This is a genomic window from Candidatus Anaplasma sp. TIGMIC (genome assembly GCF_028204095.1).
Classification (GTDB): domain Bacteria; phylum Pseudomonadota; class Alphaproteobacteria; order Rickettsiales; family Anaplasmataceae; genus Anaplasma.
Genome location: NZ_JAQLOH010000012.1, coordinates 1 through 18,641, shown reverse-complemented (window position 1 = coordinate 18,641; position 18,641 = coordinate 1). Strand labels below are relative to the sequence as shown.

The 18,641-nt window shown below is 43.4% G+C and carries 13 protein-coding genes; 10 read left to right on the top strand and 3 right to left on the bottom strand.

Features of this window, described 5'->3' with window-relative positions; genetic code table 11:
- The first annotated feature begins 58 nt into the window (after window positions 1–58).
- The 6 genes from PGW94_RS02170 (at window position 59) to PGW94_RS02145 (ending at window position 6,330) form a co-directional block, all read left to right on the top strand.
- Window positions 59–286 carry a hypothetical protein gene (locus PGW94_RS02170; protein ID WP_271758182.1) on the top strand — a complete coding sequence of 76 codons (228 nt, stop codon included), beginning with the start codon at window positions 59–61 and terminating at the stop codon, window positions 284–286.
- A gap of 687 nt (window positions 287–973) precedes the next feature.
- Complete coding sequence (locus PGW94_RS02165; protein ID WP_271758180.1) at window positions 974–1,105, top strand: hypothetical protein; 132 nt, start codon at window positions 974–976, stop codon at window positions 1,103–1,105.
- Window positions 1,106–1,451: 346 nt separating this feature from the next.
- A complete protein-coding gene (locus PGW94_RS02160) occupies window positions 1,452–2,090 on the top strand; it encodes an exopolysaccharide biosynthesis protein (RefSeq protein WP_271758179.1) in 639 nt (212 codons plus the stop codon).
- On the top strand, window positions 2,087–3,475 hold the full coding sequence (gene cysS / locus PGW94_RS02155) for a cysteine--tRNA ligase (RefSeq protein WP_271758178.1): 1,389 nt from the start codon (window positions 2,087–2,089) through the stop codon (window positions 3,473–3,475). The genes PGW94_RS02160 and cysS overlap by 4 nt, the downstream gene beginning before the upstream one ends.
- Before the next feature lie 1,309 nt (window positions 3,476–4,784).
- Window positions 4,785–5,756, top strand: coding sequence for a ribonucleotide-diphosphate reductase subunit beta (locus tag PGW94_RS02150; RefSeq protein ID WP_271758200.1), 972 nt, complete (start codon window positions 4,785–4,787; stop codon window positions 5,754–5,756).
- Window positions 5,746–6,330 (top strand): TlpA family protein disulfide reductase, encoded by a 585-nt coding sequence (locus tag PGW94_RS02145; RefSeq protein WP_271758176.1) that lies wholly within the window; start codon window positions 5,746–5,748, stop codon window positions 6,328–6,330. Before PGW94_RS02150 ends, PGW94_RS02145 begins: the two co-directional genes overlap by 11 nt.
- 1,875 nt (window positions 6,331–8,205) lie before the next feature.
- Here PGW94_RS02145 and PGW94_RS02140 read toward each other — a convergent pair.
- Window positions 8,206–8,478, bottom strand: coding sequence for a DUF2610 domain-containing protein (locus tag PGW94_RS02140; protein WP_271758198.1), 273 nt, complete (start codon window positions 8,476–8,478; stop codon window positions 8,206–8,208).
- A 784-nt stretch (window positions 8,479–9,262) separates the two neighbouring features.
- Between PGW94_RS02140 and PGW94_RS02135 the strand changes: the two genes are divergently transcribed.
- The 3 genes from PGW94_RS02135 (at window position 9,263) to PGW94_RS02125 (ending at window position 12,864) form a co-directional block, all read left to right on the top strand.
- Window positions 9,263–10,294, top strand: a complete 1,032-nt coding sequence (locus PGW94_RS02135) for a class I SAM-dependent methyltransferase (RefSeq protein WP_271758174.1) — start codon at window positions 9,263–9,265, stop codon at window positions 10,292–10,294.
- Between the two features lie 175 nt (window positions 10,295–10,469).
- Complete coding sequence (dnaG, locus tag PGW94_RS02130) at window positions 10,470–12,314, top strand: DNA primase (RefSeq protein ID WP_271758173.1); 1,845 nt, start codon at window positions 10,470–10,472, stop codon at window positions 12,312–12,314.
- 346 nt (window positions 12,315–12,660) lie between these two features.
- Window positions 12,661–12,864 (top strand): hypothetical protein, encoded by a 204-nt coding sequence (locus PGW94_RS02125; RefSeq protein WP_271758172.1) that lies wholly within the window; start codon window positions 12,661–12,663, stop codon window positions 12,862–12,864.
- A gap of 1,131 nt (window positions 12,865–13,995) precedes the next feature.
- Here the strand turns inward: PGW94_RS02125 and rpoD are convergent.
- Together rpoD and dusB are read right to left on the bottom strand one after the other, a co-directional pair.
- Window positions 13,996–15,858: an RNA polymerase sigma factor RpoD gene (gene rpoD / locus PGW94_RS02120; protein ID WP_271758171.1), complete on the bottom strand. Its 1,863-nt coding sequence runs from the start codon at window positions 15,856–15,858 to the stop codon at window positions 13,996–13,998.
- 240 nt (window positions 15,859–16,098) lie between these two features.
- Window positions 16,099–17,046 (bottom strand): tRNA dihydrouridine synthase DusB, encoded by a 948-nt coding sequence (dusB, locus tag PGW94_RS02115; RefSeq protein WP_271758170.1) that lies wholly within the window; start codon window positions 17,044–17,046, stop codon window positions 16,099–16,101.
- A 207-nt stretch (window positions 17,047–17,253) separates the two neighbouring features.
- Between dusB and PGW94_RS02110 the strand changes: the two genes are divergently transcribed.
- Window positions 17,254–18,123 carry a 4-(cytidine 5'-diphospho)-2-C-methyl-D-erythritol kinase gene (locus PGW94_RS02110; RefSeq protein WP_271758169.1) on the top strand — a complete coding sequence of 290 codons (870 nt, stop codon included), beginning with the start codon at window positions 17,254–17,256 and terminating at the stop codon, window positions 18,121–18,123.
- Window positions 18,124–18,641: the final 518 nt, after the last annotated feature.

The window sequence follows — 18,641 nt, the reverse complement described above, 5'->3', positions numbered from 1 at the left end:
ACTGTGACGGTTTTGCGTAACAAGGATACGAATATAATTATCTCGCAGAAGAAGCGTGATGCGATACCGAGAAAAGCGTGCGCTCTATCTCTCTCTATCAATAAGTTTAAGCGTTTTGTTTTTACATATAATAAGGGGTTATGGAAATTATAACATAGGACCTATCATTAGCAGGGATCACCTATGGGTGAAGACAGCACGGTATGTAGAGTTTCTAACTACTTTGAGTAACGGCGATATCGGTTTTTGGTATTACCGTGGCGATCACGATCGCATAGTGCAGTAAACGCAGCATTGGTGATGTGTAGTACCGGGCAACGTATAGAGTGAGCTCCGACCACGGTGGCGTTGTTATGCATTTTTCATGCCTCAGGGGTCTCCTACCTTATTATGCATGTTTACGCATAAAAATGCTTGTACGAGTACGGTACTCACTATTCGATCTACCTTTAAATCTATGTCTCCGCTTGGCATATTTGTGAGTAGTCGGAGTGCGACAGTGTGGGAGAATATCCGCACATTCAGGAATTGCTGTGTATCAATGGGAGTTTCTCCCGCTATGTTACGCGTAAGTTTCTGCACATGGTTCCCGATTGTTTTTGCATTGAGTCGTCAGGGTACTTTGTTACACATTTATTTCGGCTCAGTTGCAGCCAGTATTTGTTTTTGCGGAACAGTGGGATTGTTCCGCACGACCTTCTTCGTGCCATATGGGGTTTGTCTCCAACGATAACTACCTTTTTAGCCTTACTGTTATTAGTGGGATTTTATGTGGGCATTCTTTACATTTTGATATGTAGCTTCTTCGGGCTGTGAGTTTGGGCATATTGTGCGATCTGCATTTACGTATGTGTTTTGAATTACCTCGATGAACCGTCTTTTTCGTTGAGTTCACGGATATATTCGTTTCTAAGTTCTGTAATTTGTTGACGGTACGTATTCTTCATTTCGGAGTCGTAGAAAAACCATAGTTATGAAGTTGGTTGCTATTGACGCAGTGGTACGAGCATTTCTGATTTTGGGTAGAAGATTATGTGTAGATATGGTTTTGCTGGGTTTGAAGAACTCGGACGTAACTAGCGCACCTAGCTTTGAGGTGAAGTGAGCAGGACAGTGATATGAACTATCATAAAACAATGTGTACCATGTATGGAGATTGTACAGTAGCTATGTTTTACGTTTGAGTTGTGACGGAAGGAACTACAAAGGTATATATCACGAATTTATATGAGCCAATATGCACAACCACTGCGCGCAATATGTTCATGTTGTAAAATATCTAAAATGTTGAGTAATAGGGTTTTAATAGGCCAGTAATAGTGTAGATTATATAGCCTTAAGGTGGTTGCCCACGGAGTCGTGTAGGGTGTTCCACTGGACACATTTCACTATACATGGCTGCATGATTATGGTATTCCATCCCATGGCCTGTGTTCTCATGGATTTAATTTATGGATGACGATAGGGACAAGAAGGCAGTTTCCGATATACTGGAGGAAGTCAGTGTACAAGGGGGTGCAGACAAGGTAACGCTATTTGAGCTCAAGATGATTCTTCATGATAGAGGATTCGGAGTGCTCATGCTGTTGTTCTCATTACCGCTGTCTATTCCTCTTCCCGCCGTCCCAGGCTATACCACGATTTTAGCACTGCCACTGTTGCTGTTTTCTTTTCAGATGCTGTTGGGTATGTCATCGCCGTGGTTACCGGCATTCTTGGAACGGAAGTCCTTCAAACGCAGTTTTTTGGCTGCGGTTATTGAGAAGACATCGCCTATTCTGAGGCGGATGGAGCGTTGGACAAAACCAAGGGTTCTTTTCATCTTTAGTGATGTTGGGGAAAGGGTCATCGCCTTAATGTGTCTTCTGTGTGCAATATCAATAGCCATACCCTTACCATTGACAAACTTCATACCTGCTGGCGGCATATCGGCAATGGCACTTGGTTTGCTCAATCGCGATGGGGTTCTAGTTATCGTAGGTGTGCTTCTAGGAGTAGCTGGGCTTTTCATCACATCGGTAGTCCTCATTGCGGGGCCAAAACTTATAATGGGCATGTTCTCATTTGTGTCTAAGTTTTTTGTAAGATGAAGTTATACGACACTCTGAGTTCTACTAAGAAGCCATTCGTCCCCATCGATGAGGCATGCGTTAGGCTATATGCGTGCGGTCCTACTGTTTACGACTTAGCTCACATCGGCAACGCCAGATCTGCAGTCGTGTATGACATGCTTTTTAGGCTCCTAAAAGAGAAGTACAAGAATGTGGTATACGTCAGGAATATTACTGATGTTGACGACAAGATCATCGATGCTGCTGAAGCCGCGGGGCAGAACATACAGGATTTTGTGGGACAGTATGTGCGGTACTTTCATGAGGATATGAAAGAGCTAAACTGTCTTAGCCCCACTGTTGAGCCAAGAGCCACTGCAGAAATAGAAGTTATGGTGGCTATTATTGGCAGACTTATAGAGCGTGGGCATGCGTATGTAAAAAATGGGTCTGTATACTTCAATATTGCGTCTTATGAGCGATATGGCGAGCTTTCAGGACGTAAGATCGGAGAAATGATAGCTGGGAACCGGGTGGAGGTGGACGCCGACAAACTGCACCCAGGTGATTTTGTCTTATGGAAGCCTGCTACTGACAAGGATAGAAAGCTCAGTGCCTGTTGGAAAAGCCCCTGGGGTGAAGGTAGGCCGGGGTGGCACATAGAGTGCTCAGCTATGAGCTATCGTTATTTGGGCGAGAGTTTTGATATTCACGGTGGTGGGGCTGATCTAATGTTTCCTCATCATGAGAATGAGCTTGCACAAAACATGTGTGCCTTTTCGGAAGGGTCATATGCAAGGTACTGGGTGCATAATGGGTTTCTTACCGTAAATGGCGGCGAGAAGATGAGTAAATCCTTGGGTAATGTCATCACGGTTAGGGGGCTGAGGGAGTCTGGCATTAGCGGAGCCATTATACGATATGTGTTTTTGTGTACACATTACAGGAAGCCTCTAGATTGGAATAATAAAGCAGTTGCTGATGCTAAAGCAGCTTTGGATAAGATCTCCAGGGCGTGTGAGGACTTCACGTACGATCAGCTGAACAACGAAATTGATCGTGTAGATGTTGATAGTTCTGTAATATGCTCCTTGAGAGACGATATGAATACACCTGGAGCCATTTCAGCGTTACATGCGCTGGTTACCGATATAAACAAGGAAGACGATACAGAAGAAAAGTTGCGATTGGCACGAGTACTAAACAAAAGCGCTAAGCTTATGGGGATAACTAATGGCTTTGCAGGAAGAGATCTAGCTGAAGATGTGGATGCAGAGGAGATTGAGAGGCTAATAGATCGAAGGAAAGATGCGAGAGTAAGTGGCGATTTTGTTCTCGCAGATAAGATCCGAGACCAGCTCCATTCTATGGGTGTAGTGGTTTTTGATGAGAAGGACGGGACGACTCGCTGGCGTAAAAACTGATGATACGTACCATAAGGGGCAATTTGATAGTACTCCAATTAGTACGAAATGTGGTAATGGATCTCCTATGGTATGGGGTCATAGCGTAACGTTGGGGGGGGAATCCGTCAATTGTATTGTGAAGTATCCGCAATTTGCACCATGGGACCATTAAGTACCGATTACGAGTGCTATAGTGGCTAACTTGGTTTGCTGTAAAACCTGTTATGGCAGCATCGGTTATGAGATTCTTACTGCGGTGGACCCGTTGTTTGCATAACAGTAGATTCACATAGTTTGGAAGGTGCTGAAATCTTTCACATTGTCTGCGATATGTAGTACCAAGATAATTGTAAGGTTGGTTACAGACAGGAGTACGTAGCATGGGTATATCCCACTTTTCGGTAAATTCATCTGTTCGGTGCAGTTTTTAATTTCTTTCTATAGGGGCATGAATGATCAGCCTCTTAATTGAACGTCAATGTCGCACTGCGAATACGGTATACGCTAGAGAGCATGATGTCTTAAGTTTTGTGTCTTGAGTATGGATTTAAGCCTGTTGTGCTGTAGCGTTGATAGCGTGCAGCAGTTTTCCATTTACCGTGTCGTGTTTGAGTCAGACCGCTGTGTGTAACCCGTTTTTACAGGTGAGCCTACGTTACACACGCAATGTAGTGCAATTTGCCGTATAGCTATATTGTCAGCCATTGACGCATATTGTTCTCAAACGATTTGTGCAAAAGTTTTATGCTGCAGCACTGGTATAGGTATTCGTGTAGTTTTGTGTGTAACGTAGCGTTAGGCATGTCCATACTTGTTGCATTGACTTCTAATCTACTCGTACCTATCAGTCCATACGAGGCGCAAATTTTTGGGTCTCTGAGCGAGAGGTTTTGCGCATCAGATTGGGTATAGCTCCCACGCAATTGTGGTCTGGACACACATTACTAGCTAAAAGCATCAGTGCTTGTTACGATAATTTGGCGTCATAGAGTGTTATCGAGAAAAGTTTTTTTTGCACTTTTTACGGCAATAATTTTTTGTGAGTAAGCTTACTGCTCTGGTTCTCGACACGAGCTTATTGCTAGCGGACTATACTTTCCTCATGTAATTTAGGGCGAAGTCGTAGCTAAGAAAATTTCGTTTGTTGATTTTTCGGTAAAAACGTAGCTCTTACGCTGCATAGACCGGGAATAATCTCTGTAATCGTGATTCCTAAGCTGTAAAGTTATAGGCAGTATAACAGTTGTGTGTGTCGCACGGTTGATGATTGACAATTTTTTCGTTACTTGTAAGGTTTAGCCTTAGACTTTATCACAAGGTAGTGTACATGTCGCTGTTGGATGCCAAGCCCGTATATAAGCCTTTTGACTACCCGTGGGCGTATGATGCATGGCTATGTCAGCAGAGGATTCACTGGCTACCTGAAGAAGTTCCTCTTGCTGATGACGTACAAGACTGGAAGACTATGCTTTCTGAGAAAGAAAAGAACCTTCTAGTACAGATTTTTCGCTTTTTCACACAGGCGGATATTGAGGTAAATAACTGCTACATGAAGCACTATTCCAGTATCTTTAGGCCTACGGAAGTGTGCATGATGCTTTCTGCGTTTTCAAACATGGAGACCATTCACGTTGCTGCGTACTCGTACTTACTTGATACCATTGGTATGCCGGAGGTTGAGTACCAGGCATTTCTAAAGTTCGAGGTCATGAAGAAAAAGTATGACTACATGCAGCGATTTGAGGAATGCAGGAGAGGGGACAAGAGGCATGTAGCCAAGACATTGGCAGTGTTTGGGGCGTTTACCGAAGGGTTGCAGCTATTTGCGTCGTTTGCAATACTTCTGAATTTTCAGCGTTTTGGCAAGATGAAGGGGATGGGGCAGATTATAGCCTGGTCGGCCCGCGATGAGAGTTTGCATACCGAGTCGATAATAAGACTCTTCAACACGTTCATTCACGAAAACCGTGAGATATGGGATAAAAGCCTGCAGCAGGAGCTTTATGATGCATGTAGCGTTATCGTGATGCTGGAGGATGAGTTCATAAACCTTGCTTTCGCGTTGGGTGACGTGGAAGGTCTGTCTGCTGATGAGGTTAAGCGCTACATTCGTTTTATTGCGAACCGTCGGCTTAGACAGCTGCATCTCGATGCCATGTATGATGTTACCGAGAACCCACTGCCGTGGCTGGACGAAATTCTTAATGGGGTAGAGCATACGAACTTCTTTGAGAATAGGGTTACTGAGTATGCTAGAGCAGCGACTGAAGGTACTTGGGAGGAGGCTTTTGAGGATTAACGGGTTCATCTCGCTGGGAGTGGTACTGGTATCGCTCTTTGTTCCGAGTGGTTTGTACTCCAAGCAGGTTCCCGGTGTTGTTGATTCCAAGAATGCTCTCCCTAGGGCGTTTACCGACGGGAGATTGGGTCATGGCATCAAGGTTGGAGAGAGGTCTCTGTCCGATCTAGAAGGCAACGAGGTTATTCTTAGTGAATTTAAGGGTAAGACTCTGTTCATAACGTTCTGGGCGCCTTGGAATCTGGATTCTGTTACTACGATTCAGGGGCTGCAGGTTGTTAGCGAATATTTGTCTTCCCGGGGCATCAGAGAAAGAGCAGTGTTTCTGCCGGTTTCAGATACCAACATAGACGATGTTGAATCTATAAAGCTCGCTCGGGACAGCTATGGAATAGGGCTTTCGTTATACTTGGATGACGATCACGAGCTTTTTGATTACTTCGATGTCAGGGCCATCCCGCTTACCCTTATTGTTGATGGAGATGGGGTTGTGATTTACAGGATAGCCGGATATATGAAGTGGGATAGCGATGTAGTTATGAAGGCTTTGCTGACGGTTGTGGGGGAGGAATAATGCGGAGCACGTTCAACGTGTTTTATGAATCGACGTTTTATTTATGCTCTTGGTGCAAGAAATATTAAGCACTCAGTGACATTCAGATCATCACGTGCGGGTAAGAATTAAGTATTGCTCTGTGGCTTTGCGTGTATCAGAAAGTGCTCTCTCTGTTCGTTTTGTTATTATACGCCCTGATTTACCGGATTGGGAACGCTAATACGCTCTTGTGTGACATCATGCCCGTCTAGATAGCACTGGGATACTGTGCTGTTGTTTGCGAAATTACTTTCTGTGTGTACTGCAGCACGCAGCATTCCGCTGGCACTAGACCATTATTGCTTTAGTACATTTTGTGTATTACGCGATCTTGTGCATAGGAAACTTAGCGAGGAGTGGGAAAATATGTCAAATGCTGTGGGTATTTTGCAGGCCTTCTTGGTTGTTAGGTTATACACTGTTGACAATATTTATCTACGGGTTGTGTTCTATGGCTTTGAAAAAGTATCTTCTCGGATTGCTGTATTAGCTTGGAATATCTGTCGTATAGTTGCTGCGTAATGGGCTATAGGTCCTAGCAGGAATATAACTGTAGTCATAATTGTACGATGGAATTTGTGAAGCATAGATATATGTTTGTGGCGGTTTTTGTCTTGCAGACATATTTTGTTGCGGAGATTTTTGCGTATGGGATGCGGTGGAAGCAAAAATCATGTTTTTAGTCTTGGTGTTTCTGGCGTGCCAAGTACATAAGATGCGGAATTTTGCGCTATGTAATCCTCTTCACTGAGGCTATCTAGAGTATTGTCTCCATGATGCCAGTGCAATGGTAGGTATTGGTCCTATTGTTATTATTGATGCCACATACGTATTCTATGTGACCATGGCTTTGTACATTGAAATCACACAAGAGAAAATGTCTCGGATACTGTGATAGGCGCACTGATGTATTGTGGCTGCTGGGCTGCAGCATTTGTGTAGAGGTTTAAGAGGTAAGAGAGCTATGGTCTAGTTTTTTGATACTGTTTGCAACCGGTCTGCGTGTTCATTTCGTACCATTAAAATTTGCATTAGGTTTGGGAACAGCGATATGTGATTTCGCAAAATATTCGTACTGGCTATCTACTATTGTAACTTTAAGCAGAGTGTACTAATCACAGTGTTGAGGTGAACGCCTTGTGACAAATGTGATAAAATTGCAGCAAGCGATAATGGCTCCTCAAGAGCATCAGGTGCGTTTTGAAAGAGCTAGCTTTAGACGTACAATGGAGCAAATTGCGCATGTTAAAAAATTTCTTTTTCCGGACTTCGTTACAGAATCTGGCAAATATTCGCTATGCACTGGGTAATAGCTTGCAGGAATTGTGTCTATAAATTTTGTGTATGACACAAGCGTGGAATATGCAAGCACACTGGGCACTGTATTATAATATGGCCAACAGGGCTGTTATGTTATGGCATAGTGTGGCGTTGATTAACACGATAATGTATTACTGACGACTGGATATTGGCAGAGTCATTGAATGCGCGCAAATTTGCGGTACGTGTACCATTGTGCGCATAATGCGTTCAGGGCAAATTTTTGATGGTTATAGCTGTAAAAACAGAGCTTTTACAAGCGTAACAATGGCGCACGCAGACAATGAACGCAAGGGAAGGGTTTGAGCCACGGAGCTAAGTACACGAAAAGTGCTGCAGCACGTAGTTTGATCTTAACTCTTTTGAACACCATGACTTCGCACAGGGCTCATAATACCGATGCAATACAATGTGCTATTGTGCACAGACAGCAACGTGCCGAGTGGTGCAGGATTTTGTGGAGCGAACACACCATATACAATGCAGAATATAGAGCGTGAGTTATGTATAGATAATTAGGTAAGCTCTGGATTGTTATTCCTCTTTTTCATTTTGCGCTGTGGCAACTTTGAGCGCGTATACACATAAATCTGCAAAACATATGCCGTTTTCCTTCGCGATCTTGTGCAATTTCTCAAGGCTATTAATTACCCGGTCGGGAACCTGCCCACCGCGCTCTTTGAGCAACCAAGTGTTCTGGTGTTGTACGGGATGTGCGTCTGGTTTCGGCTCCCCTATGTACACAGCGAACGGAGAGGTTTTACCGCCGAAATTACATGGCACTATAAACTTTTTCACTACGGACATGGCAGAGTACTCCACAATTCAGAATTAAAAGTCCAACCTATCTATCAGGTTTTGATCTACGATGCAGCACAAAAAGAACAGACCTTGGCTGGTAGGTAAGGGACGACGGATTTTACAGAAGCACATGCGGCTACCATATACGTAGTCTAACAGGTTGTAGTAATGTATGGGTTAACATACTGGTGAATGTGTTTTCTACAGACAATGTGGTACATCATGGCATTGGTGTGGGCCACTCTATTCTGAGTAGGCTGATCCGCTGAGTCCGTTTTCTCTTACTTATCAAACCGTGCTATCTGCATGTGTCGGAACATACCTTAAGGGCGATTTTCCGGCTTGCAACTTAAGATCTGCTGTTCGTGATTTTGACCGGTTCTTTTTGACGGCAATAATTGCCTTATTAGTTAAATGCCAAAAGATGTGGCGGCAAAACCTTAGAGGTATACAATCTACCATATCTACTGTAAGCGCGGTCAAGTGCACATTTGGCTAAAACGCGCTATGGTGTATCAGTGGAGTTCTTCTTCGTCCTAATAGCAAAGCGTGGTTATGATAGCTTGCTCTAAGAATGTGTCCCACTTCCTCGGATTCTTCAAAACTCTACGTTATATAGCATTAGTGCGGCTTAGTATTATCGTGCCAGTATATCGATAAAGCTAAGACACTGGGCCACTAGAGTTCCACAGCGCGTGTAGGGTCACGTGATGCATTTAATGAAGACTTATATTTGTGTTATGTGATAGGAATATATGTGAGCCGCATTCTCAGAGGGTAGTACGGTAAAATGTACGGTCAAAGCGTTAAGGACCTAATTTTTGCAGAAGGTAACACTGTACCCATAGATAAATTTATGAGTGAAGCACTATACCGCGAAGGGGTAGGGTATTACATGACGCAAATGCCCTTCGGACAGGATGGAGATTTTATAACATCTTCAGATATAAGCCAACTGTTTGGGGAAACAGTGGCTGTGTGGCTTCTACAATATCTTGAAATGATGAACATTGCTGAGAAGTTTGTTTTGCTTGAACTTGGGCCGGGTAGGGGCACTCTTATGTGTGATATCTTGAGGGTGATGCGTAGGTTTCCGCAGTACGACAGGCTTCTAGAAGTGCACTTAGTTGAAATCAGCCCTGTGTTACAAACTGCGCAGCGGGATACCTTGAAAGAGGCCATGCAGCACAGAGAAGTTTTTTGGCATAACAGCATTGCTGACGTGCCAGACATGCCAGTGCTAGTAATAGCGAATGAGTTTTTTGACGCTCTGCCCATCAAGCAATTTGTCTTCAAGGGAGGCACATGGTGCGAGCGTAAGGTTTGTTCCAAGCCAGAGGGGCTAAGTGTTATAGATGTTGTTACGAGCCACTTGGTAGAGGAACATGGTGTTCCTGAGGGAGGCATAGTAGAAACGTGCCAAGCTGCAACTGCGATTCTTACCCATATAGAGGGTATGATGTTACGCAATGGTGGAGCATGTTTAATAGTGGACTACGGGTATTTACAGCCAATTTATAAAAGCACCATTCAGGCTGTGAAAGATCATCAGTACTGTAGCTTTTTGGAGCACGTTGGACAATGCGATATATCCGCGTGCGTTAATTTCGGCGCATTACAGAAGGCCTTAAAGCAGGTTATGTGCACGGTTATGACGCAGCGTGAATTTCTTTATCGATATGGTATAAGAGAAAGGCTAGACGTGCTTTTAAGGAATGCATCGGCGAAGCAGGCATCAGATCTTAGAAGTGGGTTTTTGCGGCTTACAGAAAACATGGGCACCTTGTTCAAGGTTTTGCTAATGCACTCTACAAAATCGTAGTAACTAGTGGTCGCTTTTAGCACCTTTTAGAACAGTGTTGATGTCATACCGCGATGTTTTCTAGTGACCTAGATTTGCACAAAATGCAGATACTCAAAGTTGATTTAAGAGATCCTGCACCAAGATCTACTTGTGTGACAAGTGAATGCGTCAGGGATATAATGTTTCGTGTTACGTGGGGTCTTATTTCATGCACAGCACCAATTCTACTCCTGATAACGTAACTCTGCTTCGCAGCAAAGTTAGGTTGATCGACGTAGTGTCGGCAAAGATCAAACTAACAAAGAGGGGGAACAGCTACGTTGGTTTGTGCCCATTTCATCCTGAAAAAACACCTTCTTTCAATGTTAACTGTGATAACGAGCTGTTTTACTGTTTTGGCTGTGGTGCCAAGGGTGACGTAATACAATTTGTGTCAGATACGGAGGGCCTTGATTTTAAACAGGCCATGCAGTACTTGGCGGAATTATATGGTGTTGAGCTCATTACTCATAGGAGCGACGAGGAAGCACAAGACCTTTCTTTGTGTTCGCTGATGGACAAAGCGGTTATATGGCTTTCTCAGCAGCTGTGCGAGTCCAAAGTTGCACTTTCGTATTTGCGGGAAAGAGGGATCACTGACGGCACGATCAAGAGGTTCAGGTTGGGGTATGTTCCAGCGGGTGGCATCAAGACTTACCTTTTATCACTAGGTATTGGCATAGAGAAAATACAAGATGCAGGTCTACTTAGCCGAAATGGGCAAGACTGTCTGTATAACAGGATCATCTTTCCTATATGTAACTACATGGGGAAAGTTATTTCTCTTGGGGGAAGGTCTATTAATCCTGAACATACTCCGAAGTACCTAAATTCTGCGGAGAATGCATTATTCAAAAAGCGCGAAAGCACCTATGGTATCCACTTAGCTTTGGGCCATGCAAAGAAGTTGGGGAGCATCATAGTTGTTGAGGGGTACATGGATGTTTTAATACTTAGCCAAATGGGTGTGCACAATGTTGTAGCTTTGTTGGGGACTGCTATGACTGAGTTCCACTTCAGAAACATTTGGAGCATTGTACCTGAGATAATTGTATGGCTTGACGGCGATCATGCTGGGCTAAAGGCATCTGTAAAGATAGCACATCTTGCGGTCTCAATGGTCAAATCCGGACAAAGTGTAAGGTTTATCACTGGTCAAGAAGGCAAGGATCCTTACGATGTTTGTGTTACTCACGGTGTGGAGTTTGTCAAAAATCTTATAGAAAATGCAAAGCTGCTTTCAGAATTTATTTGGGAGTATGAACTAGTTAATCATGGGATTGTAAGTGACAGAGTGAAGCCAGAACAGTGTATGATGCTTGAAAATAAGATGAGAGAGTATACATCTGCAATACAAGATTCCAGCGTTGCTAGGCATTTCAGGAATTTTTTCTACCATCAGATGAGAGCTCTACAGAACTACAGAAAACCGGGCTTTCGCACTGGTAATAACTACAGCAAGATACAGGGGGATGCTTCTGTAGCGCATAACAGATTAAGAGGAGTTTCCCTGCAGGTATGTGCTGAAGAAAATTGCCAAATGCGTGCAATGTATATTGTCATAGAGTGTCCAAAAATCCTTGATGATAAGGTGGTATTTGAACAATTTGCAGGCATGGACTTGTCCACCAACGCCGATAGAGGATTGCTGCAACAGAACATAGTAGACATCAAAAGCAGGGGAGAGTCCTCGTCTACCAAGCAGTCACTATTAGAACAGCTATGTCTCAGAGGAGCGCAATTCAAAAAGGTTGTAGATGAGATAACGAATTTTATGTGCAATACCGGCTGTGCGTTTTTAACGAACAAAAATTGCGATGAAGATACAGTAAAACTCGCCAAGAGAGAGTGGGAAAAGCTTATGCTCTCAAAGCAGTTGAGCGACATACATCAGCAAATTGTAAAACTCAGGCTTGAAGGCAGGAATGATCTGGCCTTTAATCTTTCAGAACATGCCAGGGAGATAGATGAGAAGTTGAGAAATTTGTGGCAGTGCTAGAATCCGTATCATGTAGTTACTGCATAAAGTTCTGTATCGCATTTTCCGTCAGTGTTTAATCGCAATAGTTCTCCATATGGACAGTAGCAAATTGTAATGCTTCGGTCTGAAGGCAGGGATGATTCAGTCTTAAATCTCTCAGAACATGCCAGAGAGATGGATGAGAAGTTTAAAAATTTGTGGAGTGCTGACTCTACATTATGTTGCCACTGCGTAAAGTACTGTATTACGTGTTCCATCAGTTTTGAATCACATATAGTTTTCTGTATGTGTAATAGCAAACTGTAAGGCTTGGGCCCGAAGATCGGGATTATCCAGTCTTCAATATTTCGGAACATGCTGGGAGATGAAGGGGCTTGCCGAAGTAGTTGTTACAGGTGTTCCGGTACAGGTCTATAAGTTTACGGTTCACGGGCTTCTATTTGAACTTCTGGAATTATTTTGTTTAAGTGCAATAAAGGACAGTTTCGAGAGCTTGTATCTAATTGTCTATTTTCAAAATTCCTCTGCATGCGTGCAGAGCGTACACGGCAACGTGCATACAGAATAGACTGCGATTTCGTTCAACATAAAGAGAGCTAAGTACTTACGAATATGAAGGGTCTGCCACTTGTAGAGATAAAAGAGGCTTTCACTGCTGCTACACCGCTAAAAACTAAATTTATATATCTATTTCTGCTCGTAACATATTGGGATAGTAATCTTTATTTATGTACATTAAGCATGTTTTTCACGTTTACAAAAGAGGTGACCATTAAAGTTACTAGTGATCTTGCATACAATATGCTTACGAGTATTTCTCAGTTTTTCATTTGGTGAATTTTTTAGGACTGTTTCTTTAATTTACGCTTCAGTGGAGGGCCTGGAGCAGAGAGCGTCCATAAATTTATAGGTTGTGCCATATGGCTTTAGGCATTTCTCTAACTACATTCTATGTCCCACAAGCGGTGTTATCTTTCCGAATATTTCTGCAACTATTTTTTGTAGAAACTAATTATAACTCGTTGGACAGAGGTCACTAAAGATGCCTCCATGTGCCGGGCATTCGGGACACAGTGCCAAAAAATTTGGGCAATGATTGCCTACGGACAGCTATGAGAATAGATAAGTTGTACCACCTTCCGTGAATGGTGCAATTGTTGCACAAGTTAATCTTCACAAAGTGTCGCACGGTATCCCATCTTGTATCGCTGTACAAATACAGGCATGCTAGTTTATTTTATTCACGTTCTGGAACTCCCCCCCCCCCACACACACACAAACGGAAGCTGATACCAGAGTTAAAGTATTGGTGGTCTTGGGTGTTAACCCCGTTATTGTGAAAGCGTTTGGCTCAATAGCTCGGAGAATGTGAAAGTTTTTGCCGTGCAATACCGTGAAGCGAGTTACACAACATTCATGCCCGTGAGATACTTTATGGTTTGAAAGTCTGGCCAGTACGCGTTTGGGTGGAGCTTATCACCGTGAAAATTTTCACCACTCACCGAAGTGCGCCACAGTATATGTCTAATCTGCAGTTCTAGTGCTAGATACCAGGTAATAGGCATAGCATACAGGCCCCCAGATGCCCAACTTGCAGCACAAGCAGTTGTTAAACGTAACGAAACACCCTGCAAAAGGACGCAAAACGCCACGTAGGTTTCAATAACACGTGAAGCAATGCTCCAAGTTTGTTCAACTACTAAAAGAAACCCCGAAGCTTTCTGGCACGACTTGGATGGCGCAACTTACGGAGAGCCTTTGCTTCAATCTGCCTAATACGTTCCCTGGTCACGTTAAACAACCGGCCCACTTCTTCCAACGTGTGATCCTTGCCACTTTTTCCAATGCCAAAACGCATCCGTAATATCCTCTCTTCTTTGGGAGTCAGAGTAGATAGGACTTTTGTGGTGATCTCACGCAGATCCGCCAAAACAGCAGCATTTTCCGGTTTTACGGCTCTTTTGTCTTCTATACAATCTCCAAAGGTACTGCTGTCATCATCCCCTATAGGGCTCTCAAGGCTCACAGGATCCTTGACGATCTTCATTACCTTGCGAATCTTCTCTACATTAATGTTCAGCCGAGCAGATAGCTCTTCCAGCGTCGGTTCCCGACCTATCTCGTGTAACATCTGCCTCAAGGTACGATTGATCTTATTTACCGTCTCAATCATGTGGACAGGTATCCTTATCGTACGGGCTTGATCAGCAATAGCCCTAGTTATAGCCTGTCTCACCCACCATGTTGCGTATGTAGAGAACTTATACCCACGCTTGTAGTCGAACTTATCTACTGCCTTCATTAGGCCAATGTTACCTTCCTGGACCAGATCCAAGAACTGCAAACCACGGTTAGAGTACTTTTTGGCGATCGAGACCACAAGTCTCAGATTTGCCTTTATCATTTCCTGCTTTGCTTTATTAGCTGTGCGGTCATGCTTCTGCATTTTCGCTACCAATGCCTTAAAGCTTCCGGGACAATCCTCACCCGATAGTAACCTGACCTTATTTTGCATTTCCAGAAGAGTGTCTTTCTCCTTGTCTAACAAATTCTTCCACTCCGGAGAGACATTCGCCTGTTCGCTAATTGCATTGTTGTTATAGGCCTCCAGGAAGCTCTTTCTGTCGACCCCGTAACTCTCTACCAGCGCTAGCAAGGAAGATTCCTCTGCCGCGATAGATTTGCTCAGACCGTATATCTGCTGCGTAACAGATGCGACAGCAGAATCACTCAACTTCATCTGAGATACTAGATCCCAGATGTTTTCGTGAAGCTCGTTGTAAACTTTTTCGTCATACTCCCCGCCGTCACGCTTGCGCTTTTTCATCTCCAGTATTTTCTCTGCAGACTCTATGGTTGCATCAAGGATCGAAATGACCTTAGGCAATAATGCGCTCTCCATCTCTAGGATAGAGGCGTTACCTACAGCGGACTCATCATCTTCGTCTTCATCACCGGTATCATCGTCTATTTCAGGATCAGAAGCATCATCCTGCGCGGGCGCATGTAGCCCATCTCCGCCTTCCTCATACTCACCGTCTTCCCCAAAACCCTGTTGTGGAAAACCACAACGATAATTTGCGTCGAGATCAATCAGGTCCCTTAGCATAATCTGCTGATTTACCAGATCGTCCCGCCACGACATAAAAGTACGCAGCACCAAAGGCGCTTCTACCATGCATCTAAGCATGTTTACTTTTTCTGACTTGATTCTCTTTGCAATTTCAATCTCGCCCTCTCTCGACAAAAGCTCAACTGAACTCATCTCACACAAATACATTCGTATAGGATCATCTGTTTGGCCAAAATCCCACGAGCGAATTCCCGCATCATCTTCGTCGTCTTTGACGGCACTGTCCTCAGCAACCACATCAGCGTCGTCCACGTCACTCTGGTCAAGTACGCTGATACCAGAGTCCTGCAGCATAGAAATAGTCTCGTCTATGCTGTCGGAAGTAACAACTTCGTCATCTGAAAGAGCATCGTTTATGTCATCAAACGTGACTACGCCACCTTGCTTGATACCCTTAGTTATCAGACTTCTAACAAGCTCCTTATCCATCAATGAATCCTGCAAAGGAAAAAATATAATAGAACCAGTCGGTGCCTAAGCTATCAACAATACCGAACAAAAGAGTACGAACCACGCAACAAAGACTCATAATCTTCCAGAACACAAACTATCAGTCACACTTACGGCATGACAGACGCAGGCAACAATGATGCAAAATCAACTGGTAAGCATCCCTCGTAGCACAAATTAGACAAAGTGTCCAATAATTTGCTACTTTTTGCACAGCAGCTAATTTGCCTGGAAAAACTCCATTAGCTTGTCCTTAACCGCGATAGGATCGCTCATTGTATTTATTTGCGCCCTAAAGTAGGAGGAATCTGTATGAGCGCTGCTATACCAGCTTAAATGCTTTCTTAAAATTTTCACTCCAAGACTTTCTCCGTAGTAATCAAGAGTCAGATTGTAATGCTCTAGTATTATTTTGAGTTTTTCGTCGTTAGAGGGTTCTGGAAGAATCTCACGTGTTTTCAGGAACCGTAGGGCATGTTTTATAATCCATGGCTTTCCATAAGCACCCCGCCCAATCATTACGCCGTCGGCCCCTGATTTCTCCAACGCGGTTACCACGTCTTCGAGTGTTCTTATATCCCCATTTACTATGACCGGTATTTTAACTCTTTCCTTAACCTTACGTACAAATTCCCAATCTACTGACCCACTGAACATTTGGGTGCGAGTTCGCCCATGAACAGTGATCATCTTAATTCCCACATTTTCCGCTATCCCGGCAAGCTTTGGGGCATTAAGATTATGTGCATCCCAACCCATACGCATCTTTACCGTCACGGGAATCTTTACTGCGTTCACAACGCTCTCCATAATCCTAGCAGCATTGTCTTCGTCCTTCATTAGTGCGGATCCCGCATATCCTTCGACAACCTTTTTTGCAGGACATCCAAAATTTATGTCTATGGATAGTGCTCCCATATCTTCATTGATCTTCGCAGCTTCTGCCATGATTTCTGGCGTGCACCCAGCTAGCTGGACGGAAGTATTACCACATACTTTTGACCGTTGCATACTATGTCGTGTTTTCATTATCATGGATCTACTCGCGACCATTTCGGATACTAGCAAGCCAGCGCCTAATTTTCTCACTATCGTGCGGTAGGGAAGGTCTGTTACGCCCGACATGGGTGCTAAGATTACAGGATATTCTGAGATGAATTTCTTCATCCGGTTGCCTTAATAATAAAATGCTAGGCTAGAATGATAAAGGGCAAATTCGGCTATAGCAATACTAATCGGTCTCACATAAGCCTGTATTAGTACGTAGGACGTGTGGTAAAGTTTTTTATTTAAATTTTTAATAATTTATTTACAAATATACCAAATAAGGGTTATTACAGGGTTGCGGAGAATGGTTCTACATAACGGTATGGGATGTCAAGGTACCTTATAAACGCGCCTGCGAAGATAAACCTGTTTCTACATGTGGTAGGAAAAGCCTCTTGCGGATATCACTTGATAGAGTCGGTTTTTGCTTTTATCGAACTTTATGATGTAATGGAAATCGAAATTGGCTCTAAACGTAGGGGCATAAGATTTCTGGGGTCTTCGGGCATAAGTAGAAGAGATAATACAATACAGCGCTCTATAGGGCACTTGGTGAGAAGGTGTTCTCCAGGAACTGCAGATAATGTGTATGTTAAAGTTTTGAAAAACATACCAGTATCAGCAGGTTTGGCTGGTGGCTCTGTGGATGCTGCTGCTGCGATTAAGCTGCTAAGCAAGTTATGGGGGATAAACGACGGTGAAGCAAGGCGTGTGGCTTTTAGGGTAGGTAGTGATGTCCCTGTGTGTTTAGAGTCAAGGACTGCATTCGTTTCAGGTATGGGAGATAACATCAAGCTGATTGATGATTCATTTCTGCCGGCAAATGTTGTACTTGTTGGGCCAAGGTCGGAGCTCAGCACTAAAAGTGTATTTCAACTTTATAATCCACAAAAATTTTCAGTGAGTATAGGTGATGTATCAGAAGGTATAGATTGGTTAACCCTAGTTAAGGGTGCCCGAAACGATTTAACAGATGCTGCGTCAACATTGGTACCGGAAATACAAAAAGTACTCGAGGTTTTACAGATGTCGGCAGGGTGTTGCATTGCGCGAATGAGCGGAAGTGGCGCCATGTGTTTTGCACTATTTCATGAAAAATATGCTGCAGAGACCGCGGCTCAGCATATAAAGGAAGTGCATCCGGACTGGTTCGTGTACAGGACGAATATTATTAAGTCTACAACATCATCTGTATAGACAAGAACTTGCCCGACAGTTCAGAGCTTTGTGCTCTATGCAGGTTTTGGGTTAAAGTGAATGTTGTCGTGAGGTACGTTTTGTAACGGTATGTAATCCGCAGTTGAATCACGTATTCGTTAGTGAAGGGTAGTGAATCTTGTATAGTGTGGGCTTTCTTTGGTAAACAGCGAGTCGTAATAAGATTGAGCTAGTATGTGCTTCAGTATGTAAAATCACTGACCCAGCAACGAATGTATCTGTGGATAAAGGGAGAGTTACAAAATTGTGTGATAGGGAATAAGCAGAAAAAAATTATGCCAATGCATGAGCCTTAGATACTGTCCTTTTGAAAAACTAAGACGAAAGAAACAGCATGATACGGGAACACTCAGGGAATAACGGTGTGTTAAAAGCGGAACAACATTAAGAAAAAGGACAAAAGAATACGTTTTTGAATTTGATAAAACTATATTGTGTCTGTTACCTAACGTATAAGATTGCGAATAGAAATGAGCTTGTTATTTTTAGAAAGATAA